The sequence below is a fragment of the Actinopolymorpha pittospori genome (assembly GCF_014873875.1).
In the GTDB taxonomy this organism is placed as follows: domain Bacteria; phylum Actinomycetota; class Actinomycetes; order Propionibacteriales; family Actinopolymorphaceae; genus Actinopolymorpha; species Actinopolymorpha pittospori.
Genome location: NZ_JADBEM010000001.1, coordinates 1,251,241 through 1,277,868, shown reverse-complemented (window position 1 = coordinate 1,277,868; position 26,628 = coordinate 1,251,241). Strand labels below are relative to the sequence as shown.

Below are 26,628 nucleotides of genomic sequence, written 5' to 3'. Positions count from 1 at the left end.
GGTCAGGACAGTGGTTGTGCGGCGGAGATCCGGGACACGTGGATGATCGCGTCGTAGGACTGCGACAGTGCCACGTTCTGGTCCGGCTCCGGGTAGAACTCCCCGATCGAACGCGTCGGGTGCGCCTGCGCCAGCCAGGACCGGGCGGGTTGGGGAGCGGCACGCTGGTCGAGGAGGAAGTCCGTGAACGGCACCTGGTCGAGGGTGTGTTCGTTGCTGCCCTCGACCGCCGGCCCGACACTCACCTCCGCGGGCGATGCGTCGTTGTCGGTCCGGGCGAGGAAGGAGCCCTGGTCGAACGTCAAGCCGACGCTGACATAGTGGTCGCCGAGCCGTTCGGCGAGGAACGTGCCCTGCACCTTCGGGTATCCCGCCCAGAAGCTGCTCCGCGCGATGTGCCCGTTCGCGCCGGAGACCAGCATCCTGTGCCCGGTCCGCCGTTGCCACCACAGCACGTTGTCGGCCATCACCTGCTCGCGGTAGCCGAACGCCTGTGCCGCCTGGAGCGGATCGGTGAAGTCGGCCGACCACATGCGCAGCGCCGCCGCGATCACCCGGGCGTGCTGGAGCGCCCAGGCGGCCTCCCGCGGATCCGGCGTGGGTTCGAGCCGCTCGAGCTCGTCAACCGCGTCCTGCGCGCGGGTGGCGGCGTCCTGTCGTTGGTCTCGTGGGCCCAACCGGTAGCTGTCGATCCAGGCGCCGGCGCCGATCGTGGGTGCGAGCCCGTCGTAGAGGTCGGTGAACCGGGCAAGGGATGTCGGGTGGTGGCGGCGCACGTAGCTGGTCACCGCATCGAAGAGTTCGCGGCCGGTGTAGCAGATGTCGTCGCCCATGAACTGCAGCTTCGTGCCGTGGCGGCGGTTGTGGTCGCGCATCCACTCGATCAGGTCGAGGTACTCGCGGGTGTTCCAGATCTGGTAGTTGCTCTGGAAGTCCTCGTGCATGATCTGGCGCGGGTCGCCGGTTCCGTGCAGGACGTACGCGTTGAGGCGCAGCCCCGTACTCCAGCTCGCCTCCAGCGCGAACGTCGTGAATCCCTTCTCCTGTACGAGGTAGCGCATCAGCCGGTGCTTGAGGGTGAAGAAGTCGTGCGCCCCGTGGCTGGCCTCACCGACTCCGACCACCGGTGCGTGGCCGACGAGGCGGCCGAACGGTCGCAGGTCGGCGAGGTCGCCGGAGGGTTCGGTCGAGGACAGGCCGTCAGCCGCACGGGTCAGCGCCTGGACGAGCCGGTTACGCGCCGGGGCGGCGGCGAACGCGGGCTTCGCCAGGACGGCCACGCCCGCCCCGGCCAGCGCGGTGAGCAGCAGCGAGCGTCTGGGTACGTCGGATCGCATGGTTGTCTCCATCGGGATCGGTGGATCAGGGTGCGGAACGACGGCGGGTGCCGGGCGGCGGATGGTGCGGTCGACGAGGACCAGCAGGAGGACGAACGCCGCCAGCGCGGTCCCGGTGCGGATGAGGTTGAAGGTTCCCCACCGGGCGAGGATCTCGGCGTGGTCGGCTGCAGGCGTACCGACCGCCCACGCCTCGATCTGGGGGTGGATGGGGACGTTCCCGAACCGCGTGACCAGGAACGTCGCCACCGTCATCGCGCCGGCGCAACCGGCCAGCAGCCGGAGTGGTCCGCGGAGCTGGATGGTGAGGGCCAGGGTGGTGAGGAACGCCACCGCCATCGCGCTCTGCATGACCGGACCGTTCATCCGCATCAGTGCGGAGTGGAACGTCAGGCGCACGTCGAGCGGCACGGCCTCGAAGGTCGGCGCCACGTTCACGGCACCGTAGGCGAAGGCACCCGCGAGCAGGCCGCTGGACAGCAACGCGAGCGTTCGGGTGGCATGAACGAGGGTGTGGGGGACGGCCTTGGCCATCGGTTCTCCTCAGCGAGTGGGCCGTGGAGTCAGCGATGATGCCGTCGCGGTGCCGCCCGGGTCATCCACCTGGGGAGGACTCTCGTCCCTACTCCACAGGGGGTAAGGCGGCTGCGAGACGCTACGTCCGGGGAGGTACCGGAGATCCGCTCCGAACCAGTGCGGCATGCGACAGGCGGGCTCGTCGTGGTGACGGGCCCGCCTGCGCACTGCTTGCCTGATGTCGAGCTACGGCAGACGTCGGGTCAGGGCAGATAGAGCAACTGCCCGACCTTGATCACGTCCGGGTCGGCGAGGTCGTTCGCCTTGATGAGCGCCGACAGGGTGACGCCGTGCTTGGCGGCGATCTTGCCCATCGTGTCGCCAGGACGAACCCTGTACTGCCTGCGCGCCCGGGGCTTGGGCGCCGGCTTCGGTGCCGGCTTGGGTGCGGGCCTGGGCGCAGGGGACCTTGGCGTGCTCGTGCCCAGCGGCAGCGCGGTGCCCGCGTAGTCCTCGGACCAGCCGCGGTGCTTCGCGTTCCACCTGCTGGTGACTTCGCTGACGGGCACCAGGTCGACCTTGCCCTTTCGGCGAATGTCGGTGGAGTAGCACTTGCCGTCACCCGCGCTGATGGCGATGTGACCGAACCGGCCCACCGCCCAGTAGATCGGGGCGCCGGCCGGCGCCGTTCCGCTTGTCCGCTTCTTCTTCGCCCGGGCCCACGCGGCGTTCGCGTCGGGGATACCGGTGGGCTTGATGCCCCACGCTGTCCGGGTGAACGCGAGACACCAGCCCGTCCAGTCCCGGCTGGGCTTGGACACCTGCGCCTTGGCGGCGGCCAGGACCTGAGTGACGGTACGCATCAGACCTCCTCCTCCAGGTCCTCCGGAATCGGCAGGTCGTTGAAGTCGTCGCTGTCCTGGATTTCGTTCTCTGCTTCGTCGAATTCGCCGTCAAGCGGTTCACTCATATGGCATGGCTCCTTCGGGTGTGGCCGGGTGGCGAGCGTGTCAGCGAGCTCGGTCGGGGCTGCCGCAGCAGACGAATAGTCATGCGACATCTGCTGGTGGACGGCCTCCGACACCCGACCTCTTCATAGGTGTGGAAATGAGACGCCATCGCCCTGGCGGTGTGATCAACGCTAGACGGCAACGCATCGCCCGGCAGATGATCTTGCAGGGACTTCCCCCAAGGGCCCAGAAGTTGCCCGGGAAGGTTGCCCGCCCGGGCGACCGCTCGAGGGGTGCTGCGGGGAGCGATGCCTGGATCGCCTTGTGGGCAACGCCCCGCGACTCGGCTCGGGGTTCCCTGATGATCGCGAAGCGTCGCATCGCCGTCACCGTCGGCAGGATCGGGGTCGACCAATTGAGGTAGCCGCGCCGACGCATTCGTAGGAGGGAAACTTCGTCCCTCTGTACGGCGACCACCCGAGCCTGCAATTGCATTAATTGCACTGCATCAAAGGCGCCTGCCCAGGAGAAGGACAAAGGAGCCAGCAGTGAAGTCGTCGGGGGGTCACTTATCGCAGTCGGAGCCGGCCATATCCGCGGCGCGAGTTGACCGCGCGGAATCCGGAATCTCCCGCAGCGACAGGGAAGCCGTCACCTTGGTTCACTTCCCGGACGAAACGCCCCTTTTCTCACCCTGAGAACAGGCATCAGCTGGCGCCATTGCGTAACGGCGCCGGGCGGAACCCGCGGGGCGCGTCCATCCCGTCGCACCAGCCGACGACAACGCGGCAGGGCGACGCGGGACCGCCGGGCCGGTCGCAGATCTCACCGGTCCGCATCCAACCTTCCAGCGATGCGGGTTCTTTCGAAAGACTCCGATGGAGGAGCATTGTCAACCTCACATAGTTCTCGACGCCTATGGAAGCGAAAGCCGAGATCGCGCCGATTCGCGCGCATCTCGGCGCCTGCCACGGTGTCCGCGTTCCTGGTCGCCGCCCTGGTCGCCGCGTGCGCACCCAACCAGGCCTCGGCCACCGACACCGGATCCACCGGCCCCCTCCACCCGGAGCAGTCCACGACGGCCGACGCCACCCCCTCGACATCGGCGGATCCGGTGCACACCGAGAGCCCCGACCCGGTCGAGACCGCCGCCCAGACCACGGGGCCGCCGGGTCCCCTGCACGCGGAAGGCTCCCAGTTGGTCGACGCCCGCGGCGACCAGGTGACCCTCACCGGCGTGAACTGGTTCGGGTTCGAGACCGGCAACTTCGTTCCCAGCGGGCTCGGAACCCAGAACTGGCAGGCCATCCTCGACCAGATGGTCGCCACCGGCTTCAACACCCTGCGCCTGCCCTACACCAACCAGCTCTTCGCCGAGGGCAGTAAACCCTCCGGCATCGACTACGGCAGGAACCCCGACCTGCAGGGCCTGTCCGGTCTCGCGCTGATGGACAAGATCGTCAAGGGCGCCACCGACCGTGGCCTGATGGTGTTGTTGGACCAGCACCGGCCGGACACCAAGGGGCAGGGTCAGCTCTGGTACACCCCCACCCTCAGCGAGAACAAGTGGATCCAGGACTGGACCATGCTGGCCCGCCACTACCGTGACAACCCACTCGTCATCGGCGCCGACCTGCACAACGAGCCGCACGACCCGGCCACCTGGGGCAGCGGCAACAAGGCCAACGACTGGCGCCTCGCCGCCGAACGCGCAGGCAACGCCGTCCTGACAGCGAACCCGAACTGGCTCATCGTCGTCGAGGGCATCAGCGACGGCTACTGGTGGGGCGGCAACCTGACCGGCGCGAAGGATCACCCGGTGCGGCTGTCCAAGCCCGACAAGCTCGTCTACTCCGCGCACGACTACGGGCCGAGCGTGTGGCAGCAGACGTGGTTCAAGGCGAAGAACTTCCCCGACAACATGCCCGCCCTGTGGAAGAAGGAGTGGGCCTACCTCGCGATGGACAACACCGCCCCGGTGCTGATGGGTGAGTTCGGCGGCCGCTCCGTCGACCCCAACACCGTCGAGGGAAAGTGGCAGCGCAAACTGCTCAGCTTCCTCGAGGAGGAAGGGATCTCCTACACCTACTGGGCGTGGAACCCCGACTCCGAGGACACCGGCGGCATCGTCCAGAGCGACTGGAAGACCGTCGACCAGGCCAAGCTGTCCATGCTGAAGGGCTACCAGGCGCCGCTGCTGAAGAACTCACACGGGCGACCGGCAGGCAAGCCCGCGCCCACGGGCAGCGGAACCTACGTGGTCCAGCCAGGTGACACCCTCGACGGGATCGCCCGTGCCAACCACGTCACCGGCGGCTGGCAGACCCTGTGGAACCTCAACCGCGACGTACTCAAGAGCCCCGAGGTGGTCGTCCCGAACCAGCGGCTTCGACTGCGCTGATCCCGCACTGATCCCGCACTGATCGCCCACTGATCGCCCACTGATCGCCCACTGATCGCCCAGGTGCGCCGGCACCGGGTTGTCTGACCTCAGGTCTGACGCCCGGTGCCGGCGTCCTTTCAGTGCCGCCTGATCCGAGCCTTCGCGGCGTGAATCTCATCGGCGTCGAGGAGCGTGGTTGTCCTGGGTACGCCGAAGGTCGGCCACTCCACGACGAAGCGGAGTTCGCCGGGCGGTGGGACGGGCCACAGGTAGAGGGTGGTCCTGCCACGGCAGTCGCCATCGTCGACGCGGTTCCCCACACCTCCGCCGCGATCAAGGATCATCGGCCTGTGGCCGTCGCTCGTCCCCTCCTGCATGAGGGTGGCCCTGCGCCCGTCGGAGAACTCGGCGGCAAAGATGAGCTGGTTGCCTGGTGGCCGGGTCTCCACGGGCCGCAGGTCGTGGAAGGGGTGGCCGAGTACTTCCTCGAACATCCCCTGCCATTCGGTCGTGCTCTCGGCGGTGCGGTGCAGTACCCATTCGAGGTTGATCAGGCAGCCGGTGCTGTGCACCGTGATGTCGGTGATCGCGATGGTGGCTCGGGGCGAGGACGCCGCGACGGTCTCGACGGCGACGACGGTGCCGAGTTCGTCGTCGGGCGGGTCGATGCCGAACGTGGGCCAGGAGCGGTCGGCCGGTTCCGCGGTCTCGCCGTCGCGGACATCGCTGCGCCGGCGGTGTTCGACCTCATCCTTCAGCCTGGCCCAACTGCTGTATCCGTACTCACGGGCCAGGACCAGGTGGGCGGAGGTGAGCGAGATCGCCTTGGCGAACGCGGCGAACCTCGCCAGCGCCGCCGGGTCTCCGGTGGCCGCTGCGTGGTGCAGGTCCTTGGCCTGCCGGCGGAGCTGATGGAGACTGGCGCGGGCCGGAAGTGAACGGGGGCTCATGTCTTCTCCTGACCGGCCGGCGCCCCGCGTCCGAGCCGAGAAGAACCCAACGCCAAAAACCGAACGTGGAGAGGTGGACTCAGTCCTTTCCGCGGTCCAGCGGTGCCCTCTCGCGCACGTTCCAGACTAGTACCAGCACGGCCACCGTCCCGGGTGTTTGGATCCGGACGCGGCTACACGTGCTCGGTGAGCAGCTCGGAGGCCTTCTCCGCGATGGCCAGGACCGTGGCGTTGTTGTTGGCGGAGACGGGGGTCGGCATCACCGAGGCGTCGGCCACGCGAAGGCCCCGCACCCCGTGGACGCGAAGCGTCGGGTCGACAACCGCCTGGGCGTCGCCGCCTATGCGGCAGGTCCCGGCCTGGTGGAAGAACGGGATGAGAGAGGCGCGCACGTAGGCCGCGCATTCCTCGTCGGAGTCGACGCCGGGCCCGGGGGCGATCTCCTCCTCGACCCAGCGGGCCAACGACTTCTGTTCGATGATCCTCCGGACCGCACGCAAGCTCTGGACCATCCGGTCGAGGTCGGAGCGCGCGGTCAGATAGCCAGGATCCACGACAGGCGGTGTGTCGATGTCGCTTCCGGCAAGCCGCACCGAGCCCCTGCTGGCGGGCTTCATGACGCCGAACCACAGGGAGAACCCCGTGACCGGTTCGCCGGTGTCCGGGGAGGGGATGGGTGCGTCGAGGCCCACGACTTCGATGTCCGGCTCGACTCTGGCGGGATCGCTGCACAACCGCAGCAGGAACTGGTCAGTCGACCCCAACGTGTTCGGGGCGGGAACACACGCGGTCGTTCGCACGTGCACCGGGGCTCTGGGGTGCTCGTGGAGGTTCGCTCCCACGCCCGGCAGGTCGACCCGTACGTCGATGCCGACGTCACGCAGGTGGACGGCGGGCCCCACTCCCGACACCATGAGGAGCTGTGGAGAGCCCAAAGCCCCTGCGGTGAGCACAACCTCCTCGGTGGCTTCCTCCCGCACCGCGCGGCCGTTCGCGGTGTACTCGACACCCGTGCAGCGGCCGTTCTCGATGCTCAGCCGCCGGGCGAGCGCCCCGGTGCGCACCGTCAGATTGGGGCGGTCGACAACAGGGGTCAGGTACGCGTCGGCGGCACTTTGCCGTCGGCCGTCGATGGCCGTCGAATCGTTCCAGCCCACGCCTTCCTGTGCGGCACCGTTCAGGTCGCCGGAGAAGGGATGCCCGCTGTCCAGCACGGCGCGAAGAACGTGGTCCAGCAGCACACCGCTTCGACCCGGCGGCCGCACAAGCATGGGCCCACCTGAGCCGCGATAGTCGTAGTCCCGGCCGGGCGCGGTCTCGCTCCGCTTGAAACAAGCCAGCAGCGAGTCGTAGTCCCACCCGGTGGCGCCGCCCTCGGCCCATTCGTCGTAGCTTGCCCGATGGCCGCGGATGTGGATCGACCCGTTGATCGCGCTTGATCCGCCGAGTGCCTTTCCGCGTGACAGGAGATGCACGCGTTGGTCGTCCGCCCGTTGCGGGATGGTGCGATCGGCCCAGTCCACGTCGCTCCCGAGGAGACTGTGCCAGGCCCGCCACTCGACCATCCCCTCCACGACATCGGCGGCCCCCGCTTCCAGAAGCAGAACCGTTCGGGAGGGGTCGGAGGAGAGTCGGTGAGCAAGGACGCACCCCGCCGTACCCGCACCCACCACGATGTAGTCGTACGCCAAGACACTCCCCTCGCTTCGACGCCGGACCCCCGTGCCGCGACGTCCACAGTAGGCACGGCAAAAGTTGGTCGACCACACGACGATCGGCCCGTCATGGAAGGGACTTCTGGCCCCCGTCGCGCTGGTCAGCTCCGATATCAGAGGCCTGGGGCGCCGAAGGCGTACAGGACCGCCGCCGTGTCGACCGACGCGCTTGGACCAAGGGTTCCCTCCTTCAGCGCGTGGACGTACTCCGCCTCGAGGCGGGCCCGATCGGCCTGGGACAGCGCCCTCATGTCGGCGGCGTACATGCGCGCATGAACCGCCCAGGCCTGCTCGACGTCCGCCGCCTGGAACCGGACCGTTTCGGAGGCGATCGACCGGACCTCGAACCCGTGCGTACGCAAGACCTGGCGGCAGCGCTGGGCAGAACCGAGCGGGGCGCTCGGATCGGCGAGCGGCAAGCCGTAGGAGGCCGCCAGCCGCCGAAACAGCGCCGCCGAAGGGGGATTGTCACGCTGCATGGTCGAGAACCCGACGAGGCCACCCGGTCGCAGGATCCTCCGCCACTCCTCCAGCGCCGCCGGCACCGGCAGATACAGCAGTGCCGCTGAGCAGATCACCGCGTCGACGGACCCGGAGGGAAGAGGGAGCTGGGTGGCGTCTGCTCGCGCGAGGAGGACATTGGCCGGTTCGGAGCCACTGATCGACACGGCAGCTCGCGCGAGCATGTCGGGGGAGATGTCCACGCCGACGACGCGGCCGGTGGGTCCGACTGCTCGTCCTGCCGCGGCCGCCGCGAATCCGGTGCCTGTCCCGGCGTCGACGACGCACCACCCCGACCGGAGCCCGGCCAGCTCGACCAGGCGTTCGGCATAGTGGCGGTGTCAGTCGCCGCGGGCGTACGTCGGTGCCCTGTCGTCGAACGCCGCGGCAATCTCGTCCCGGTCTACGCTCACCGTGTACGTCGTCCTTCCGTCGCCTGCACGCGATCGTCCTGTCATCGCCACGATGATCCACCCACGGGTGGCCACGTACGGGTCGCTGACCGAGGTCGGTGCCACCAGTCAGGCCATCCCGCTCGCACCCTGAGCTAAACGGGGAGTCCTTCTCCAGTTTCTTGACGCCTCGCATAACCGGGGGTAATTTCCCCGGTTAGAGGAGGTCAGGATGAAGAGGACCACAACCGGCCGGCTGCGGGCCGATGCGCTGCGCAACCGGACAAGGATCCTGGCGGCCGCCCGCGAGTCGTTCGTGGAGCTCGGGGCCGAGGCGCCCTTGGACGAGATCGCCCGGCGGGCGGGCGTCGGGAACGCCACGCTCTACCGGCATTTCGCCGACCGTGACGCGTTGCTACACGAGGTCGTGCTCACGGTGATGACGCGTGCCGCCGACGCGGTGGAGCCCGAGGCCGATGATCCGTTCGTCGCGCTCTGCCAGTTCGTCCATGCCGCGGCCGACGAACGGATAGCGGTTCTGTGCCCGCTCCTCGCGGGAGCCGCGGACTACCCCGACCTGAGCGCCGAGAAGGAACGGCTCGTGCGCGGCCTCCAGGCCCTGGTCGACCGCGCGCACGAGGCGAGCAGGCTGCGGGACGACGTGAGCCTCGGCGATCTGATGATGGCGCTCGCCCAACTCACCCGCCCGGTCGCGGGCGCGGACTGGTCGACCACCAGCCGCCTGACCCACCGCAACCTGCAGCTGTTCCTGGACGGGCTCGAGGCGCCGGCACGTTCATCGTTGCCCGGCGACCCGGCAACCCTCGCAGATCTCAGTAGGAAGTGATCGACGTGCGTTTTGGACTCTCAGCCGACTTCCGCAACCCGCCGGAGCAGGCCCGGCCGTCGGCGGAGGTCTTCGCCGACATCATCGACCACCTGGTGTGGGCGGAGTCGTTGGGCTTCTCCCACGCGGCGTTCGGTGAGCACCACTTCGCGGCCGACGGATTCCTCCCCTCGCCGCTGGTAGCCGCCACCGCTGTCGCCGCACGTACGAAGACCATGCGGGTGGCCACGAACATCGCGATCCTGCCGTTCTACGATCCGGTGCGGCTGGCCGAGGACGGCGCCGTACTCGACGTCATCTCCAACGGACGGTTCGAACTCGGCGTGGGACTCGGCTGGGCACCTGAGGAGTTCGCCGGCTACGGGATCGATCCGAAGACCAAGAGGACCCGCGCCGATGAAGCACTACAGATCATCCGAGGGCTCTGGCGCGGCGAGACCATGAGCGTGCACGGCACGCACTTCCAAATCGATGGCGCACGCATCACGCCACGGCCCGTGCAGGACACACCACCGATCTGGGTCGGTGGCCCCAGCCGGTTCGCCGTACGTCGTGCGGCCTGGCTGGGTGATGGCTACACAGGGCCGGCCAAGAAGGAGACCTGGGACCTCTACCGCGCCGAACTCGCGGCCGCCGGGAAGGACCCCGATGGTGCACGGGCCATCGGCACCGGGCACCCGTGGTTGGTGGTGTCGGAAGACCCGGAGCGCACCCTCGCCCGTTACGCGCCTGGCCTCCTCTACTGGTACGCGCATGCTGAGCGCACCGGCATGTGGCCGGTCCCCGAGACGGCGGAGGACTTGGTGAGGCTGCGACTGATCCAGATCCTCACGCCCGACGAGGCGATACACACGATCGCCGCGCTGACGGCGGAGATGCCGATGGAGACCTTCACCCTTCGCATCGCGCCACCAGGGGTGCCGGCACGCGAGCTCACGGAGCACCTGGAACTCTTCGCCACCAAGGTGATCCCGCACTTCGCATAACCCAGGTTGTCTCGGGGGTCACGGGCTGGTCACCGAAGATTGCCACCCGATCAGGTGGCATCGGGGAAGCGCACGGATTGGGAAGATGTTCAGCAGACATGGCTGTCATCCACAAGACCACCCTGAGTCCCACCAAGATGGAACTCCTCGCGCCCTGGCTCCCCACGCAGCCGTGGTACGTCCGTACGGAGCGTGAGCCCGAACTCACCAGGGTCGGCGGTTTCCGACTCGACGACCCGCAGGGTGAGGTGGGCATCGAGTTCATGGTGGTCACCGACGCATCAGGGGACCGGCCGGTCTCCTACCACGTGCCGGTCACCTACCGCGGAGCACCACTCGACGGCGCCGAGCAGGCGCTCATCGGCACCCCCGAGCACGGGGTCCTGGGACAGCGGTGGGTCTATGACGGGACCCACGACCCGGTGCTCGTGGCCCAGTTGCTCGCCTTCTTCCAGGGCCGCGCCGAGGCGCAGGCGCAGAGCGTGTCCGACACCCCCGACCCCACGGTCGCCCGTTCCTTCTCCGGGGCCGACCTCTCCGGCGTGGCCGGGCCGAGCGCCGTCACCAGCGGGTCGTACGGCACGGATGTTGCCGTTGGATCCGCGCAAGGTGGCGACCCGGCGGGACCCCTGACCATCCGGGTGAGCCGACTTCTCCGACCAGGCCAGCAGGAGGCCCCCGAACCCGGCGCGACCACGGCCCGGGGACACGTCGCCGCGGGCTGGCGCGGCCCGGACGGCGAGGAGAACCGCGGCGTGTTCGCCGTCCTCTACGACACGGCACCCTGACCGGATCGGAAGTCCCACGGGGCAACAAGAAACGGGCCCGCCGAGAGGTGGGCCCGTTTCTTGTTGTGGCTGGATGACGGTCAGGACAGGTCGAACTCGCCCGCCTTCACGCCGGCCAGGAAGGCCGACCACTGCGCGAACGGCACGGCGATGTGCCCAGCCTCGCGGTCCTTGGTGTCACGCACGCCGACGTGCGTCGACGACGCTCCGATCTCGACGCAGTTCGCGCCGCTTCCGGAGCAACTGGCCTTACGCCAGGCGGTCATCTCGTTCTCCACGTTGCTCACGACATGATCCTTTCTCTCGTCAGGGATTGGTCTCGATGGATCAGCCGCGCACGCCGAGCAGCAACCGGACCACGCGGACACGTCGCACCAGCAGGTCGTACGCCGCGATCGTCAGCGCCATCGAGGCCGCCACGATCACGACGTACTTGAGCAGGCTCGGAGCGTCCCAGCGCACCACTTCGTAGGCGACGCCGACGAGGATCGGCTGGTGCAGGACGTAGAACGGCAACGCGGCCGCGACGAGGTAGACGTAGATCCGGCGGACCCGGCTGACCCGTGGTGCCTCGCCCTCCGGCCGTTCCGGGACTACGGCGGTGCGGGTACGGCGGCGGTCCAGCAGCCCGGTGATCGCCACCAGGAAACACCATCCCGTCGCGCCGTAGAACGTGCGAGCTCCGATCGCCAGCGGCGTCAGCGCGGTGAACGGGTCGACGTCCTGCATCTCCCCGGCGATCAGGAACGCCGGCATGCCGATCAGCAGCAGGACCAGGCCGATCACCGCGGCCAGCCCCGCGTCACGCCGAAACGCCGAGCGGAACCGTTCGTCGCACGCGAGGGTGAAGCCGTAGAGAAAGAACAGCAGGTACGCCCAGCGGCTCCAGCCCGCCATGGGCTCCTCGAGGCCGGCGAACGCGCTGATCAAAGCGACCGGCACCGCCGGGAGGAGCACCATCCCGCGCCGCCGCACCGATGTAGCGATCCGCTCGCGAACCCGTCCGATCGGCGCGCTGGGGAGCCAGCGGGCCGCCAAGGCGAGCAGCAGTGCGTAGGTGAGCAACAGCACCACGAACCACAGGTGCCCGGTCTCGAAATGCTCCCCCGCGAGCACGAACGGGAAGTCGGTCAGATCCAGGTGGACATCGAAGAACCGTGGCAGGAAGCTCAGGTAGGACTCGTGATAGTCCGGGTCGGTGCGTAACCGCAGCCACTGCGGCACCGGGATGATCGTGAGTGTCGCGACGACCAGCGGTACGCCCAGCCTGAGCAGCCGCTCCACGGCGAATCCGCCCGAGCCGCGCCGTCTCAGCGAGTGCCACGCGCCGAGCCCGGCGATCAGGAACAGGATCGGCATCGCCCAGACCACACAGAGTCCCGAGATGATCGTGGTCAGCTCGGTGGTCTGGGCGTTCTTGACGTAGAAGTCGTCACGGGTGTCGAACACCAACGACGCGTGGAAGAACACCAGGCCGATCACGACCAGGGTGCGGATGGCGTCGAGCTCGGGTCGGCGGGTCGATGCGACCACCACCGGTGTCGGCTCTGCGCGCTCGGTCGTCACGTCGCCCCCCGCGGATGGCATGCCGTACGTCGTCGTCGCTTCGCTGTCAGATCATCTCATCGGCTTCGCCGTGACGGCAGGTGAATTCCATGCCGGGCGGATCATTGGGTGTCGAGGAGCCCTGGCGGAAGCGGCGGAGGACCGTCCCGCGTCGTTACGCTGACAAGATGACCGATCCCACGGCACGTGCCGCCCACGCCGACCGTGACGCCGTCATCGAACTGCTGCGGGTCGCGGCCGGAGAGGGCCGGATCGATTTGGCGGAACTGGACGAGCGGCTGGAACGGGCCCACGCGGCGAAGACCTACGGCGAGTTGGACGGCCTCGTCGCCGACCTCGCGGGCGCGGGCCGGACTGCCGAGGAGCAGCACATGGTGCTGCGCTCCCCGAGCGGCATCCGGCAGGCCGGCCGCTGGACCGTGCCGCGCCGTATCACCGCGCACGCCCACTCCGGCGGCATCCGGCTCGACTTCTCCGAAGCCGTCTGCCTGCACCGCGAAGTGGCGCTCGAAGCGCGCGCCGACTATGGCGCGATCGTGCTGACGGTGCCGCGTGGCTGGTCGGTCGTCGTAGAGGAGGCGTCCACCATCAGGTTCAAGAACCAGGCGGATGCCCCGGCCGACCCCGGTGCACCCACCCTCCGCATCGTCGCGGAGAGCCCCTACAGCCCGATCAAGATCCGCCATCCCCGGTAGCGTCCGCGCCGGTGACGGCCGGAGCCACGTTGGGCCAGACCAGCGCGCCGCGCGCAGCGGTTCAGTGGGCGTCGAGGAGCATCTGCTGGGAGAGCGTCCACAGGCGCGGGGCGTTGTCCGGGTCGACGGCGTAGCGAGCCACACCCTGCAGGGGTGCGCCGCGGCGGTCGAGGACCTCGGCCTCGTTGCAGTCGGCGAAGTAGCGCCCACCGACACCCTTCAGCAGCGGAGACGTGGCGGCGAAGACAGCGGTGGCGGCGCCCTGTTCGATCGTCTTGATGAGCTCGGGTGGGATGGTGCCGCTGCCACGACCGCCGTCGGTGTGGCGCTGGAGATTGGTGTAGATGGCGCCAGGCATCACGGCGTTGGCGGTGATGTTGTCGCTGGCCCAGCGGCGGGTGGCCTCCACCGCGAAAAGGACGTTGGCGGTCTTGGACTGCCCGTAGGCGAGCCACGGGTCGTAGCGGCGGAAGGCGAAGTGGATGTCGTCCCACACGATCGGGGACAACTGGTGGCCGCTGGAGGTGACGGCGACGATGCGGGCGACACCGGCCGCGGCGAGCGCGTCGTGCAGCCCGGTGGCCAGGGCGAAGTGTCCCAGGTGGTTGGTGACGAACTGCCGCTCCCAGCCTTGTTCGGTGTACTGCTCGGGGCAGGCCATGACTCCGGCGTTGTTGACGAGGATGTCCAGCGGCCCCCGCCAGGCCGTGGTGAAGGCGGCGACGGACGCCAGGTCGGCGAGGTCGAGGTAGGTGACGGGCAGGTCATGTTTCCCGTCGCATCGGCGATGCCCCGGGCGACGCGCTCGCCCGCGGCCAGATCGCGGACGGCCAGGACCACCTGCGCCCCGGCCGAGGCCAGCGCCCGGGCCGTCTCCGCGCCAAGCCCGGAGGAGGAACCGGTGACAAGCGCGCGGTACCCGGTGAGGTCGATGCCGTGCACGACTTCGGCGGTCGTGCTGGAGAAGCCGTAGGGAGTGGTGAGGGCGGTCATGGGCGAACTTCTTCCTCACCTGCTGTGAGGATGAGGTCGGCCGCGCGTTCTCCGATCATGACGGAGGGAGCATGGATGTTCCCGCGAGGTATGGCCGGCATGACGGAGGCGTCGATGACCCGCAGCCCGGTGATGCCGTGTACCTGCAGGGCGGGGTTGACAACGGAGTCCTCGTCCTCGCCCGCGCGGCACGTTCCGGCGGGATGGTTGATGGAGATGGTGGACTCGCGCGCGGACTTCAGGAGTGACGCGTCGTCTGTGGTGGTGGGAAACGAGGGAGGTCCGATGAGCGCCCGCATGATCGGGCTTTCGCAGATCTCCACGGTCCGGTGCAGGCCCTCGACGACCAGGTGCCGATCCGCCGGCTCGGCGTAGTAGCGCGGGTCGATCAGTGGGGCTGCCGCTGGATCGGTGGAGGCGAGCCGCACGGTGCCCCTGCCCTTCGGCGTCAGGACGGTGACCATGCACGAGAAGCCCGGGGCACTGTTGCCGAGCAGGTCGATCAGCATCGGCGTGAGCTCGACGTCGGGTGCTTCGGCGCCGTCACCGCAACGCAGGAATGCCCCGGCCTGGCCGATGGACGCCAGCGGTCCTCGGCGCTGTTCGGTGTAGAGGGCTTGGTTCTCATTGCTGAAGGCGTCGAGCCACGTAGCGCCGCGCACGACCGGCCAGCCGATCAGAGCTGAGGGGTGGTCCTGTAGGCCGACTCCCACCCCTGGTAGGTGCTGCACCACAGGGATGTGCTGGTCGGCGAGGTGGTCGGCAGGGCCGATGCCGGAGAGCATGAGCAGTTGCGGGGAGCGAACCGCGCCTGCTGACAGGATCACCGAGTGGGCGTAGGCGTGGTGCGCGCCCGCGGCGTCGGTGTATGCCACGCCGGTCGCTCGGGTGCCGTCGAGCAGGACGCGGTGCACGAGCGCCCCGGCGCGGACAGCCAGGTTGGGGCGGCGCATGGCGGGGTGGAGGTAGCCGCGGGCGGTGCTGTATCGCTCGCCGTCACGAACGTTGCTGTAGAGCGGGCCGACGCCGTCGAGTTCGGCACCGTTGAAGTCCCGGTTGAGTGGCAGGCCATATTCAACACCGGCAGCGATGAACGCCAGTGACAGCGGGTTGACGTCCTTGGGCGTGGTGACTGGAATCGGACCTCCGACCCCGTGCAGGGGCGAAGCTCCCAGCTCGTGGTCCTCGCTGCGACGAAAGGCGGGCAGGACCTCATCGAAGCTCCAGCCCTCCATCCCGAGCGTTGCCCAGCCGTCGTAGTCCGACCGGTGACCCCTGTACCAGGCCTGGTAGTTGATGGAGCCGCCCCCGCCCAGGACCCGGCCGGCGGAGGTGGGAACGCAGCGGTCGCCGAGCCACTTCTGTGGCACGGTGTCGTAGCTCCAGTCGAGCTCTCCGCGCAGAAGCCCTCCGAACAGCCCGTGTGGTGGTGCGATCCGCGGATCGGTGTCCGCCGGCCCCGCTTCCAGCAGCAGCACACGAACCGAAGGGTTCTCGCTCAGGCGGGCTGCCAGCACACTTCCTGCGGCGCCTCCCCCCACGATGAGGTGGTCGAACGTTCCATTCGGGTCATGCGGGGCTGCGGCGGAGGCACCTTCACTCGTGGACATGCCCATGGCAACGACGCTACGGTCGTGCGATTCATGAGTCCAACAAGGATTGCGCACACCCCATGTGCGTGCCTTGCATGACCGACACGCTGACAACCGCGCCTTGTCAGCGCGGACGGGCAACCGATCGAGAGGTGCTGTGATCGCCGCTTCGTTGTGCGGCAGTGTCGCGGTTAGGCGGTTTGCACGGCTTGTTCGCCGCCTGCTTCATGAGTTCCGCGAAACTTCCGCACAGGTATTATTCATAGACGTCATGGACTTCACTGAGGTGTCGCTCACCTCGTTGCGTGTCTTTCGTGCGGTGGCTGAGCAGGGGACCTTCACCGCCGCGGCGGCCGCGCTGGGATATACGCAGTCGGCGGTGTCCAGGCAGATCGCCTCCATCGAGCGGATCGCGGGCGCTGAACTGCTGGAGCGGCGCCATGACGGGGTGCGGCTGACCGCGGCCGGGCGGCTCGTCATGCGCCGTGCGACGGTCGTCCTCGACGAGATCGACGCGGCCGCCCGCGAGCTGTCCGGCCTGCCCGAACAGGGCGGCACGGTACGCCTGGGCTGGGTGCCCACCGCCGGTACGACTGTGGTGCCGCACGCCCTTGCCGCCCTTCGGCGCAGCGCTCCGGGCGTGCACGTCATCAGCCGCGAAGGAAGCACCCCGGCGCTGGCGCGCGCCCTACGGTCGGGTCGCATTGATCTTGCCGTGTTGTCGGCGCCGCCGCCGTTTCGTGCACCGGACACCGACTCGCCCCCACTGGCGCTGCAGACGCTCACGGAGCGCGCGCTGTGTGTGGCCGTGCCCGCAGCGCACCCGCTGGCTCGCGGAGATTTCATCGACGTGGACGACCTGCGAGGACAGCAGTGGATCGCGGGTTCGTCGTCCAGTGCGGACCGGCTCCTGGGGGTGTGGCCGGGCCTGGACGAACGGCCCGAGATCGTCCACACGGCCCGGGACTGGCTGGCGAAACTGCACCTGGTGGCCATGGGCTGCGGGTTGACGACCGTACCCTCCGCGCTGGCCTCGGCCGCGCCGTCAGGCGTACGCATTCTGCCGGTACCCGGTGGGCCGCAGGAGCGGCGACGCCTGCTCCTGGCACGGCTACCCCAACCCCCGACCGAACCTGTGGCCCTCCTCGCGGCAGCTCTGCGTGCGGTGACCCTCGACGCCGACGCGGTCCCGGATCCGTGACGCGGCGCCCCGCCGGCGCGCCGCCCCGGGCTGGGGCCCGCTACTGCCGGGCGCTTGGCGCGGTGTGAGGCGCGGTGCCCGGGAGCGGGGTGGTGTCGACGTACCTGACTTCGTAGACGCGTTCGGCGAACTTCCAGCCGTCCGGGGTGCGGCGGTAACGGTCGTGGTAGACGCCGTAGTTCGTGTGCGAGCTGCCGTCGCACAGGCGACCGAACTCTGCCAGGTACGCCCGGCCGGAGGCGACATCGCCGTCAAGCTGGATCGTGCCCGGGTGGGTGGTTTGCAGGAAGAACTCCCACATGTCCTGCAGGCGCTCGGTCCCGGCGCGGAACGCCTCCCGGCCGACGATCTCGACGTTGGCGTCGGGGATCCGCACCACGGCGTCCTCGGTGAACAGTGATACGAGGCGGTCGTAGTCGTGCATCAGCGCCGCGTCTGTGAACTCGCCGCGCAGTGACTCGATCTCGAAGCGGTCGGCGATGGCCTGAAAGTCACTCATCGGTTTCTCCCTTGTCAGAGTTGAGCTGCTCGCGACGTTGCGCCGTTTCGGGGGTCACCAGCCGTAGGGGCCGAAGCGACCCCAGGCGACGAGTACGGCGAGCATGAGCAGGATGGCGTTGACGACCACCGAGGAGGACTCCTTACGGCGGATGTGCACGTCTGCCGCCAGGACCATCAGGAGCGCGATCCCGACTCCGGCGAGTGGTGTCAGGACGGGTGCGATGCCGGTGGCGGCCGGGAGGATCATCCCGAGCCCGCCGAGGAGCCCCATCACACCGATGAACCGGACGGTCCCGGGGGAGAAGTCCTCCACCCACGGGAACATGCCGAGCAGCTTGTCCTTGGGCCGAGTGGCTTTGATCAGGCCGGACCCGGCGAAGGAGGCGCCCAGGAATGCCTGCACGATCCACAAGAACACGTTCATCAAGGTTCCTCCGCGTCGTTGGTGTCGCCTCAGCACTCCGACGAGACAGCCCTTGGAAATGTCAGGCGCCGCCGCCCGCCCTGCCCGTTGGCCCAGTCGGCCCGGTCGGGCGGGAAGGCCGCCCTGGTTCAGCGGCTCACCGTGGTCTTCTGCTCGAGGCGCGACAGCTTCTCGGGATTGCGGACGGCGTAGAGCCCGGTGATGAGGTTGTCGTCGATCCGTACGGCCACGACGGTGTCGACCTCGCCGTCCCGCCGGAGAACCAGCGCCGGGTAGCCGTTGATCTGTATCGGCTGCAGTGACACCGTTCCGGCGATCCGGTCCAGGACGCGGGCCACTCTGCGGGCGCCCACGACGGGCGACAGCGCCGCCTGGACGACTCCGCCACCGTCGGTCAGGAGGACGACGTCCGGTGCGAGCAGGTCGAACAGGCTCCGCAGGTCGCCGGTTTCGACCGCGCGTTGGAACGCCTCGAGCGCGCCCTGGGCCTGCGCCGGTGAGACGACTCCGCGTGGTCGGCGCGCCGCGACATGGGCGCGGGCCCGGTGGGCGATCTGGCGGACCGCGGCGGGGGTCTTGTCGACGGCTTCGGCGATCTCGTCGTAGGCCAGGTCGAACACCTCGCGCAGCACGAACACCGCCCGCTCGACGGGTGCGAGTGTCTCCAGCACCAGCAGCATCGCCATCGAGACGCTGTCGGCCAACTCGACGTCCTCGGCCACATCAGGTGCGGTCAGCAACGGCTCGGGCAACCAGGGACCGACGTAGGACTCCTTGCGGCGGGCGAGCGTACGCAGCCGTCCCAGCGACTGCCGCGTGGTGATCCGGACCAGGTAGGCACGCTGGTCCCGCACCGTGGCGAGGTCGACGCCCGCCCATCGCAGCCAGGTCTCCTGCAGAACGTCCTCGGCGTCGGCGGCCGAGCCGAGCATCTCGTAGGCGACGGTGAACAGCAGGTTGCGGTGGGCGACGAACGTCTCGGTGGCGCAGTCCATGTCTTCGCCCATGGTGATCTCCTGCCTGTTCGCTCTCGACTCTGGCACGCGCACTAGATGCCGCTCCTCGTCGTTGTGTGACACCCGTGCTCCGGTGGCGTCCGTCACACAGCCGCGCTGTCACACGGGCGCGGGCACCGACATCTTGTGGTCGTCCAACACCCGACACCACGAGCAAGGGACGACGCCATGAACGCCGAAGGGCACACCACTCACCAGCAGATCGCGCTGATCACCGGCGCGAACAAGGGGATCGGCCGTGGGGCGGCCGAGCAACTCGCCGCACTGGGCATGACGGTTCTGCTCGGGGCCAGAGACCCGCGCCGAGGCGAGGAGGCCGCCGCGGCGCTGCGCACGGCAGGCGGTGAAGCGCACGCGGTCACCCTGGACGTCACCGACCCGGTCACCGTCCGCGAGGCCGCGAAGCAGGTCGGGGAACGCTTCGGCCACCTCGACGTGCTGATCAACAACGCCGGCGTCACCGGTTCCGGGCAGGTCTCGCCCCAAGACGCCTTCGACCAGCTCCCCAGCACCGTCGATCTGGACATGGTCCGGGCGGTGTTCGAGACCAACGTCTTCGGGGTGATCGCGGTGACCAACGCCATGCTGCCGCTGCTGCGGCGGTCATCGGCGCCGCGCATCGTCAACGTCAGCTCCCACGCCGCGTCGCTGACCCTCAGCAGCGACCCGGACGGCCCCTTCGCGGCGCTGCTGCCCTCGGCCGCGTACTCGCCGTCGAAGTCCGCGCTCACCGCGCTGACCGTTCAGTACGCCAACGAGCTACGCAAGGACGGCATCCTCGTCAACGCCGTCGCTCCCGGCTACGTCGACACCGACAGCAACAACCACACCGGGTTCCTCACAGTCGCCCAGGGCGCCGCGGTCCTGGTGCGCCTGGCCACACTCGGCGCGGACGGACCGACCGCAGGGTTCTTCGGCGAGGAGGGCCCGCTGCCCTGGTGACCGCTGCCCTGGTGAGGTGACGAGCCCCGGCCAGCGACGCAGTGCACATCGTCACGCCGGGGTGGTGTCCTTGGAGTCGGCGCTGTCGGCCGCCGTGGGGAGTTGCGGCAGCAGTTCACGGGCCTTCTGGCGGGCGTGGGCCCAGGTCGGGTGTGTGTCGAGGGACTCGTCGTCCCAGAGCTCGTCAGAGGACTGCGCGCCCAGAAGGTCGTTCAGCTCTCGTAGGGCGCTCAGGAGGGCCTCGTCGAGGGTGATGCCGGTGCGTTGGCTTTCGTGCTCGAGCGAGGCGACCGCGTTGTCGAGGTCGAGGACCAGTTCGTCGGTGACCACGGTGCCGGCGAGGACTTGACGCTGTTGCTGGGGGTCGAGCGCCAACTGGATCAGCGCGTCACGCAGCAGTCGGAACGGGATGGTCACCTGCCGACCTTAACGGCAGTCGCTGGGCATCGGCTCGGGGTTGTCGCAGCCAGGTTTTTGCATGGCCGTACCGGCCCGACGGAAGGGCCAAGCGAAGCCGATGAACGGCCGGCTCAGGGTGAGGTACGGCCACGCCCCACCCTGAGCCGGTGTCGATCACTTGCTGTAGTTCCTGCCCAGCGGCTTACCGGGGATCGGCTTGGCGATGAGGGCGACGGGGATGAAGAAGTAGATCTGGCTGATCGCCAGGGTCAGCGTCCACAGCGCCTTGTCGTCGTAGTGGGCGGATGCCCTGGCGAACAGCTCGTCGGGGACGCGTTCTCCGAACGGGTTCGGGTTGAGGACGGCCTCCACGAGCTCCAGCGCGACCCGCTCGGCGTCGGTGAAGTACGGCGCGTCACGCCAGGACGCCACGGCGGTGATGCGCTCCTCCGCCTCCCCGGACTTGCGGAGGATGTCGGCCTGCCGGACGGTGTGGTACGTGCTCCCGACGATCTGTCCGGCGCGCAGGTGCACCAGGGCGATGGTGGTCTTCGGAATCAGACCGTTGTGGGCGACCTTGGTCATGGCCGCGGCGACTCCTCCCATCTCGGGGAAGAGCTGGATCGGGTCGGGCAGACGAGACTGGAGGTTGTCGTCCTCGGTCGTCGTGGGCGTCGGCGTCGGTGTCGTCGTGGGCGTGGACATGGAGAGGTTTCCCTTCTGGATCCGCGGCCCCGGCCGGGGTGGTCGGGCCCCTGCTGCGTCCTGGGTGGTATTCCGGTAGTCCGACGACGCGGCTGCTGGGAATGTCAGGCGGGGGCACAACCTCACACTTCGACGCGCTGTCTCGTCGGAGGGGTGAAGGCAGCTGCGAACAAGGGAGTCGGCGACACCATGAGCACCCAGTCCGAGCCGGGCGACGGACCGCTCGATCCGAGCCTGAGCGCGATCATGAGCGAGCGCCGTCAGCTGATCAATCTCGGGTACCGGCTCCTGGGCTCGCTCGCCGACGCCGAGGATGTCGTTCAGGAGACCTACGCCCGCTGGTACGCCCTGTCCCGGCAGCAACAGGAAGCCATCGAGGTCCCGGGTGCCTGGCTGATGAAGGTCGCCAGTCGTATCTGTCTCGACATGCTCGGCTCGGCACGGGCCAGGCGGGAGAGCTACGTGGGCGAGTGGATCCCGGAGCCGCTGCCTGACCGTAGCGAGTGGATCAGCGGACGGTCAGGTAGCGCCACCGTCGACCCGGCCGACCGGGTGACCCTGGACGAGTCGATCAGCATGGCGTTCCTCGTCGTGCTCGAAGCGATGACCCCCGCTGAGCGCGTCGCGTTCATCCTCCACGACGTCTTCCGCTACCCCTTCGCCGAAGTGGCCGAGATCGTCGGGCGTACGCCGGCGGCATGCCGCCAGCTGGCCTCCTCGGCCCGCCGTCGCGTCGAGGCGTCGCAGACGCCCGTGGTGCCGACCGCCCAGCAGGCCGGCCTGATCAGGGACTTCAAGGCCGCGTGGGAGGCCAAGGACATCCACGCCCTCATCGGTCTCCTCGACCCCGACGCCACGGCGGTCGGCGACGGTGGCGGCCTGGTCAGCGCCGTGCTCCACCCGATCGAGGGAGGCGTGCAGGTCGCGCGCTACGCGATCGAGATCGCCAGCAGGGCACCCGACATGATCCTTGTGGAGCGTACGGTCAACGGCCAGCCTGGTCTGGTGGCCGAGCTGGACGGCGCCATCGTGGGGGTGTTCGCGTTCGAGGTCACGGGCGGGCGGATCAAGCACGTCTGGGGCGTCCGCAACCCCGAGAAGCTCCGCCCCTGGACCGTGTGAACGGCGGGCTGACCCAGATCCAACCTGGCCGCCACTCCTGGCCTATTTCCTGCCGGCGAGGGTGTGGGCGACCAGCGCGTTGGCGTGGCCGTGCCCGAGCCCGTGCTCGGACTTGAGCCAGTTGACCAGCTCCATGTGCTTGGTCAGGGGTGAGGAGTTGATGAGGTCGATCCATTCCTGGACCGGACGCCCGTACTTCTTCTCGATCGAGGGAAAGTAGCTGGCGGGATTGGGTTTTGTCGGCGCGGTCATGACTTCCGTTTCTTGTTCGGTGGGGTGGATCAGGCGGGCTGGTAGGTCAGGTCCAGCACGCCGGTGGAGAACGTTGCCGAACGGGTGAGGGCCAGCGGCACCTGGGTCATGCCGTCGGGGAACAGCCGCTGTCCGGTGCCGAGCACGATCGGGTGGACCAGCAGCCGAAGTTCGTCCAGGAGGCCGGCCTCCAGCAGGGCGCGGGTCAGGCTGATGCTGCCGGAGACGGTGACGTTCTTGCCCGGCCGCCGCTTGAGGTCCTTGATCGCGGCGATCACGTCGCCGTCGATGACGGTGGTGTTGTTCCAGCCGGGCTCGTGCAGGGTGGTGGAGGCGACCAGTTTGCGGATGCCGTTGATCGCGTCGGCCATCGGGCCGCTCTGGTGTGGCCAGACCGCGGCGAAGGCCTCCTAGGTCACCCGCCCCAGCAGCAGTGTGTCGGCCTCGGCGTGCATCTGGCCGACCGCCGCGCCCATCTCCTCGTCCATGTACGGGAGGTTCCAGGTCTCCGGCGCCTCCGCCACGCCGTCCAGCGACATGAACAGCCCGGCCACGATCTTGCGCGCAGCGGTCATCGAATGCTCCTCAGAAAAGGGGGCTTGTGTCTCAGCCCTCACCGACAGGTTTCTCCTGGTCACCGGGGTGAGGTGGGATCAACGATGCCGCCCAGGCGTGACGGGGATCAACGCACGATCGCGCTACGATCGTTTAGTTCAACTCAAGGGAGAGGCGTTGCTGGAGCGGCACGAGGTCGAGGTGTTCCTGACGTTGGCGCAGGAACTGCACTTCGGGCGCACCGCCGAACGGGTGGGGGTCACCACCGGGCGGGTCAGCCAGACCGTCAAGAAGCTGGAACGCATGATCGACGCGCCCCTGTTCGAGCGCACCAGCCGCCAGGTACGTCTCACGGCGATCGGCCGGCAACTTGCCGACGACCTGGCCCCGCTGGTCGCCGGGATGAACGACGCCGTGCGCCGGGCGATCGACGCCGGTCGCGGGATCACCGGGGACCTGCGCGTCGGGTTCCTCAGCGCCATCGCTGGACAGCTGCTGCTGAAGGCGGTCGCGCTGTTCGGCCAGCGGCACCCCGACTGCGAGGTGCACATCCACGAAACCCAGGGTTACGACGCCATCGCCCGGCTGCGCGGCGGCGACGTCGACGTCCTGATCACCGACCTCCTCATCGCGTCCCAGCCCGACGTGGTGGCCGGACCGGTCCTGCTGTCCGAGCCGCGGATGCTCGCGGTGGCGGCCGGACACCCGCTGGCCGGCGAGAATGCGGTGTCGGCGGAGGAACTGGCCGATCATCCGGTCGTCCTGGTGCCCGCCGGCATGCCCGACGCCTTCAAGCTGGACCGCAACCCGACACATACACCCGCGGGCGCACCAGTCACCCATGGTCCCCGCGCGGCCAGCTTCACCGAGACCCTGACACTGGTCGCGGCCGGCCGCGGCGTCTTCCCCGTGGGAGCGAACGTCGCCCGCCTCTATCCCCGCCCCGACATCGCCTACCTGCCCTTCACCGACGCCGAACCGATCCGATGGGGGCCGATGTGGTTGAAGACCAACACCACCCACCGGGTCCGCGAGTTCGCCCAGGCGGCAGGTGAGGCCAGCCAGCAAACCGTCTCGGGATCAGGTGCAGCTGGGCTGTAGGCAACCCCGAGAAGCTCCACGGCCTGGACGACGTGACCGTAGGCCGATCGCTACGGAGTGACGAGCCTTGTCTGGTAGGCGATGACGACCAGTTGTGCGCGGTCGCGGGCACCGAGTTTCACCATGGCATGGCTGACGTGGGTGCGGGCAGTGGCCGGGCTGAGGAAGAGTTCGGCGCCGATCTCGTCGTTGCTCATGCCCCGCCCCACGAGCGCCAGGACCTCACGTTCGCGTTCGGTGAGGACGGCGAGCCGATGTTCGGCGGCCTTGTCGGCTGTCCGTTGCGCGGTGAAGTGGGCGATGAGGCGGCGTGTGATGCGCGGTGCGAGCAGGGCCTCTCCGGCGGCAACCACCCGGATGCCGTGCAGGAGTTCGGCAGGGCCGGAGTCCTTGAGGAGGAATCCGCTGGCGCCGGCCTGCAGGCCCTCGAAGACGTGGGTGTCGGTGTCGTAGGTGGTCAGGATGAGGATGCGAACGTGGTGAAGTCCGTTCGCGGTGGCGATCAGTCGGGTGGCCTGGATGCCGTCCATCTTCGGCATGCGGATGTCCATGAGGACGACATCCGGGCGCGCAACGCGGGCTTGCTCCACGGCCTCGGCGCCGTTGGCGGCCTCACCGACCACCGTGATGTCGTCCTCCAGATCGAGCAGGAGCCGGAACCCGGACCGCACCAGCCGCTCGTCGTCGACGAGCAGCACCCTGATCGGATCAACGTGCTTCGCCGCGGCTGTCGTGGTGTTCATACGTGCGGTCCGGTCGGAGCCATGGGCAGCCGTGCGGTGACCGCGAAGCCCCCGCCCGGGAGTGGGCTGGCGTCGAGTTCTCCGCCCAGGAGCTGACACCGTTCGCGCATCCCGATGAGCCCGCGCCCCGGCTTTCCCGAGCCGGGCATGCCGTTCTCGTTCCGGCCCTCGTCCGGGCGGGTGGCGCCGGCCGCGAGCGAGCCGTTTCGTCGGCCCTCGTCGCTCACGCGGACCTCCACGGTGTCGGCGCCGTAGTCCACTACGACGGTGACCCGGGTGGGGCCGACGTGACGGATCACGTTGGTGATCGACTCCTGCAGGATCCGGTAGACGGCGCTGCCTACCGCGGTGGGCAGTGGCGGAGGAGGTGAGGTCGCCTCGAGGTCGACGTCGAGCCCGGCTTCGCGTGCCTTGGCGGTGAGTTCGTCAATCTGCCCGAGTCCGGGGTACGGGACGCGGCCGTCGCCGTCATCGGTGTCGTCGCGGAGGACCCCGAGGATGGCCCGCATCTCCTGGAGTGCTCGGGAGCTCGTCTGCTCGATGGCCTTCAGGGTCTCGCGTGCGCGGTCCGGTCGCTTGTCGAGCACGTGGGCAGTGACGCCGGACTGGACGTTGATGATGGCGATGGCGTGCGCGACGGTGTCGTGGACCTCGCGCGCGATCCTGAGTCGTTCCGCGTCGACTCGGGCCCGTGCCTCCTCCTCGCGAGTTCGTTCCGCCACTTCGGCGCGTTCCAGTGCTTCGGCCGCGATGAATCTCCTCGAACGGACGCTCTCGCCGAGGGCGGCACTCATGACCGAGGCGCCGATTCGGAAGAAGACCCAGCCGATGGCGGCTCGTGGTTCGATGTCGGTGGCGGCGATCAGCCAGCAAGCGGACAGAGCGGTGATCCCCACGCCGGCCGTCACCAGTGAACGGCGTCCGTCGCCGTGGGCGGTGAGGGTGTAGAGGGCCACGAACAGGCCGAGCCAGCCGGGCCCGTCCGGGAAGTCGAGTGCGTAGTAGGCAAGGCTGGTGAGCGCGGTCGCGGTGAACACCGCGACGGGCCAGCGCCGGCGCACGGCGACGACCGCGCCACCGGTGACAAGCAGGACGTACCCCAGATGCCCGAGGTCGGTGAGGGGGCGGAGCACCGCGTCGGGGTCGTTGGCGGTGCGGGAGATGGTGCCCTGCACCTGCATCACCGTGATGAACAGCGCCAGCAGCAGGTCCTGCGCCCAGGCGGGCGGGCGGAACCTCCTGATGCTGTCCTGCATGCCGCGAATCATAGGGTGACCGGGGAGGAAACGACTCCCGCCACGTGCGTAGCCCCCTACGTCGAGGAGCGCGGTTCCGCGCGAGCTACCTACGTCGAATCCCGCATCACCTGGCGCCTGCTGACAGAGGACGCCCCGGCCTTCGGACGCGACGATCGTGTGTGTCCATTCACGGTGAGGGCCGTCGTGCGTGACGGGTC

The 26,628-nt window shown here is 68.8% G+C and carries 27 protein-coding genes and 2 pseudogenes; 9 read left to right on the top strand and 20 right to left on the bottom strand.

Going from position 1 to position 26,628, the window contains the following annotated elements:
* Positions 1–2: 2 nt before the first annotated feature.
* The gene (locus HEB94_RS06015; protein WP_192748987.1) at positions 3–1,871 is read right to left on the bottom strand and encodes an erythromycin esterase family protein; all 1,869 of its coding nucleotides are present in this window, start codon (positions 1,869–1,871) and stop codon (positions 3–5) included.
* Positions 1,872–2,116: 245 nt separating this feature from the next.
* Complete coding sequence (locus tag HEB94_RS06010; RefSeq protein WP_192748986.1) at positions 2,117–2,716, bottom strand: LysM peptidoglycan-binding domain-containing protein; 600 nt, start codon at positions 2,714–2,716, stop codon at positions 2,117–2,119.
* Between the two features lie 1,060 nt (positions 2,717–3,776).
* Between HEB94_RS06010 and HEB94_RS06005 the strand changes: the two genes are divergently transcribed.
* Entirely contained in the window at positions 3,777–5,204 is a 1,428-nt protein-coding gene (locus tag HEB94_RS06005) for a cellulase family glycosylhydrolase (protein WP_337917490.1), read from the top strand.
* A 119-nt stretch (positions 5,205–5,323) separates the two neighbouring features.
* Here the strand turns inward: HEB94_RS06005 and HEB94_RS06000 are convergent, their stop codons facing one another.
* The 3 genes and pseudogenes from HEB94_RS06000 to HEB94_RS05990 form a co-directional block, all read right to left on the bottom strand.
* On the bottom strand, positions 5,324–6,136 hold the full coding sequence (locus HEB94_RS06000) for a hypothetical protein (RefSeq protein ID WP_192748984.1): 813 nt from the start codon (positions 6,134–6,136) through the stop codon (positions 5,324–5,326).
* Between the two features lie 173 nt (positions 6,137–6,309).
* Positions 6,310–7,827 (bottom strand): GMC family oxidoreductase, encoded by a 1,518-nt coding sequence (locus HEB94_RS05995; protein WP_192748983.1) that lies wholly within the window; start codon positions 7,825–7,827, stop codon positions 6,310–6,312.
* Positions 7,828–7,964: 137 nt separating this feature from the next.
* Positions 7,965–8,681 (bottom strand): annotated as a pseudogene (locus HEB94_RS05990) (class I SAM-dependent methyltransferase); the annotation flags it as partial.
* 295 nt (positions 8,682–8,976) lie between these two features.
* On the opposite strand from HEB94_RS05990, the gene HEB94_RS05985 reads away from it, so the two are divergent.
* The 3 genes from HEB94_RS05985 to HEB94_RS05975 all read left to right on the top strand — a co-directional run bounded on the left by HEB94_RS05985 (position 8,977) and on the right by HEB94_RS05975 (position 11,365).
* A complete protein-coding gene (locus HEB94_RS05985; protein WP_192748982.1) occupies positions 8,977–9,591 on the top strand; it encodes a TetR/AcrR family transcriptional regulator in 615 nt (204 codons plus the stop codon).
* A 5-nt stretch (positions 9,592–9,596) separates the two neighbouring features.
* Complete coding sequence (locus tag HEB94_RS05980) at positions 9,597–10,577, top strand: LLM class flavin-dependent oxidoreductase (RefSeq protein WP_192748981.1); 981 nt, start codon at positions 9,597–9,599, stop codon at positions 10,575–10,577.
* A gap of 98 nt (positions 10,578–10,675) precedes the next feature.
* Entirely contained in the window at positions 10,676–11,365 is a 690-nt protein-coding gene (locus HEB94_RS05975; protein WP_192748980.1) for a maltokinase N-terminal cap-like domain-containing protein, read from the top strand.
* An 80-nt stretch (positions 11,366–11,445) separates the two neighbouring features.
* Here the strand turns inward: HEB94_RS05975 and HEB94_RS05970 are convergent, their stop codons facing one another.
* Both HEB94_RS05970 and HEB94_RS05965 read right to left on the bottom strand, forming a co-directional pair.
* Positions 11,446–11,652: a DUF397 domain-containing protein gene (locus HEB94_RS05970; protein WP_337917489.1), complete on the bottom strand. Its 207-nt coding sequence runs from the start codon at positions 11,650–11,652 to the stop codon at positions 11,446–11,448.
* Positions 11,653–11,692: 40 nt separating this feature from the next.
* Positions 11,693–12,952, bottom strand: a complete 1,260-nt coding sequence (locus HEB94_RS05965) for an acyltransferase family protein (RefSeq protein ID WP_192748979.1) — start codon at positions 12,950–12,952, stop codon at positions 11,693–11,695.
* Positions 12,953–13,098: 146 nt separating this feature from the next.
* Here HEB94_RS05965 and HEB94_RS05960 point away from each other — a divergent pair, with 146 nt between their 5' ends.
* Positions 13,099–13,626, top strand: a complete 528-nt coding sequence (locus HEB94_RS05960; protein ID WP_192748978.1) for a DUF1707 SHOCT-like domain-containing protein — start codon at positions 13,099–13,101, stop codon at positions 13,624–13,626.
* Positions 13,627–13,687: 61 nt separating this feature from the next.
* Here the strand turns inward: HEB94_RS05960 and HEB94_RS05955 are convergent, their stop codons facing one another.
* The 3 genes and pseudogenes from HEB94_RS05955 to HEB94_RS05950 all read right to left on the bottom strand — a co-directional run bounded on the left by HEB94_RS05955 (position 13,688) and on the right by HEB94_RS05950 (position 16,235).
* Positions 13,688–14,311: an SDR family NAD(P)-dependent oxidoreductase gene (locus HEB94_RS05955; protein ID WP_337918509.1), complete on the bottom strand. Its 624-nt coding sequence runs from the start codon at positions 14,309–14,311 to the stop codon at positions 13,688–13,690.
* A gap of 152 nt (positions 14,312–14,463) precedes the next feature.
* Positions 14,464–14,619 (bottom strand): annotated as a pseudogene (locus HEB94_RS52290) (SDR family NAD(P)-dependent oxidoreductase); the annotation flags it as partial.
* The gene (locus HEB94_RS05950) at positions 14,616–16,235 is read right to left on the bottom strand and encodes a GMC family oxidoreductase (RefSeq protein ID WP_202896166.1); all 1,620 of its coding nucleotides are present in this window, start codon (positions 16,233–16,235) and stop codon (positions 14,616–14,618) included. The pseudogene HEB94_RS52290 and the gene HEB94_RS05950, both read right to left, overlap by 4 nt.
* A gap of 247 nt (positions 16,236–16,482) precedes the next feature.
* Here HEB94_RS05950 and HEB94_RS05945 point away from each other — a divergent pair, with 247 nt between their 5' ends.
* Entirely contained in the window at positions 16,483–17,412 is a 930-nt protein-coding gene (locus HEB94_RS05945) for a LysR family transcriptional regulator (RefSeq protein WP_192748977.1), read from the top strand.
* Between the two features lie 40 nt (positions 17,413–17,452).
* Here HEB94_RS05945 and HEB94_RS05940 read toward each other — a convergent pair whose 3' ends face one another.
* From HEB94_RS05940 to HEB94_RS05930, 3 genes are all read right to left on the bottom strand, one after another.
* Entirely contained in the window at positions 17,453–17,911 is a 459-nt protein-coding gene (locus HEB94_RS05940; RefSeq protein WP_192748976.1) for a YybH family protein, read from the bottom strand.
* Between the two features lie 54 nt (positions 17,912–17,965).
* Positions 17,966–18,337 (bottom strand): DoxX family protein, encoded by a 372-nt coding sequence (locus HEB94_RS05935; protein WP_192748975.1) that lies wholly within the window; start codon positions 18,335–18,337, stop codon positions 17,966–17,968.
* Between the two features lie 128 nt (positions 18,338–18,465).
* Positions 18,466–19,344: an RNA polymerase sigma-70 factor gene (locus HEB94_RS05930; RefSeq protein WP_192748974.1), complete on the bottom strand. Its 879-nt coding sequence runs from the start codon at positions 19,342–19,344 to the stop codon at positions 18,466–18,468.
* A gap of 177 nt (positions 19,345–19,521) precedes the next feature.
* Between HEB94_RS05930 and HEB94_RS05925 the strand changes: the two genes are divergently transcribed.
* Positions 19,522–20,295 (top strand): SDR family oxidoreductase, encoded by a 774-nt coding sequence (locus HEB94_RS05925; protein WP_192748973.1) that lies wholly within the window; start codon positions 19,522–19,524, stop codon positions 20,293–20,295.
* 51 nt (positions 20,296–20,346) lie between these two features.
* On the opposite strand, the gene HEB94_RS05920 is transcribed toward HEB94_RS05925, so the two are convergent.
* Together HEB94_RS05920 and HEB94_RS05915 are read right to left on the bottom strand one after the other, a co-directional pair.
* On the bottom strand, positions 20,347–20,712 hold the full coding sequence (locus tag HEB94_RS05920; RefSeq protein WP_192748972.1) for a hypothetical protein: 366 nt from the start codon (positions 20,710–20,712) through the stop codon (positions 20,347–20,349).
* Between the two features lie 156 nt (positions 20,713–20,868).
* Positions 20,869–21,399 (bottom strand): carboxymuconolactone decarboxylase family protein, encoded by a 531-nt coding sequence (locus tag HEB94_RS05915; RefSeq protein WP_192748971.1) that lies wholly within the window; start codon positions 21,397–21,399, stop codon positions 20,869–20,871.
* Positions 21,400–21,588: 189 nt separating this feature from the next.
* Between HEB94_RS05915 and sigJ the strand changes: the two genes are divergently transcribed.
* Positions 21,589–22,521, top strand: coding sequence for an RNA polymerase sigma factor SigJ (sigJ, locus tag HEB94_RS05910; protein ID WP_192748970.1), 933 nt, complete (start codon positions 21,589–21,591; stop codon positions 22,519–22,521).
* A 42-nt stretch (positions 22,522–22,563) separates the two neighbouring features.
* Here sigJ and HEB94_RS05905 read toward each other — a convergent pair whose 3' ends face one another.
* Genes HEB94_RS05905 through HEB94_RS53370 form a run of 3 tightly spaced genes read right to left on the bottom strand, consistent with a single transcriptional unit; the run spans position 22,564 to position 23,348 of the window.
* Positions 22,564–22,773 carry a DUF4287 domain-containing protein gene (locus HEB94_RS05905; RefSeq protein WP_192748969.1) on the bottom strand — a complete coding sequence of 70 codons (210 nt, stop codon included), beginning with the start codon at positions 22,771–22,773 and terminating at the stop codon, positions 22,564–22,566.
* 29 nt (positions 22,774–22,802) lie between these two features.
* Positions 22,803–23,144 (bottom strand): dihydrofolate reductase family protein, encoded by a 342-nt coding sequence (locus HEB94_RS53375; RefSeq protein WP_202896165.1) that lies wholly within the window; start codon positions 23,142–23,144, stop codon positions 22,803–22,805.
* A gap of 39 nt (positions 23,145–23,183) precedes the next feature.
* Complete coding sequence (locus HEB94_RS53370; protein WP_202896164.1) at positions 23,184–23,348, bottom strand: dihydrofolate reductase family protein; 165 nt, start codon at positions 23,346–23,348, stop codon at positions 23,184–23,186.
* 157 nt (positions 23,349–23,505) lie between these two features.
* On the opposite strand from HEB94_RS53370, the gene HEB94_RS05895 reads away from it, so the two are divergent.
* Positions 23,506–24,429, top strand: coding sequence for a LysR family transcriptional regulator (locus tag HEB94_RS05895; RefSeq protein WP_192748968.1), 924 nt, complete (start codon positions 23,506–23,508; stop codon positions 24,427–24,429).
* A 50-nt stretch (positions 24,430–24,479) separates the two neighbouring features.
* Here the strand turns inward: HEB94_RS05895 and HEB94_RS05890 are convergent, their stop codons facing one another.
* Together HEB94_RS05890 and HEB94_RS05885 are read right to left on the bottom strand one after the other, a co-directional pair.
* Positions 24,480–25,172 carry a response regulator gene (locus HEB94_RS05890; protein WP_192748967.1) on the bottom strand — a complete coding sequence of 231 codons (693 nt, stop codon included), beginning with the start codon at positions 25,170–25,172 and terminating at the stop codon, positions 24,480–24,482.
* Positions 25,169–26,428 (bottom strand): sensor histidine kinase, encoded by a 1,260-nt coding sequence (locus HEB94_RS05885; RefSeq protein WP_192748966.1) that lies wholly within the window; start codon positions 26,426–26,428, stop codon positions 25,169–25,171. Before HEB94_RS05885 ends, HEB94_RS05890 begins: the two co-directional genes overlap by 4 nt.
* Positions 26,429–26,628 lie beyond the last annotated feature (200 nt).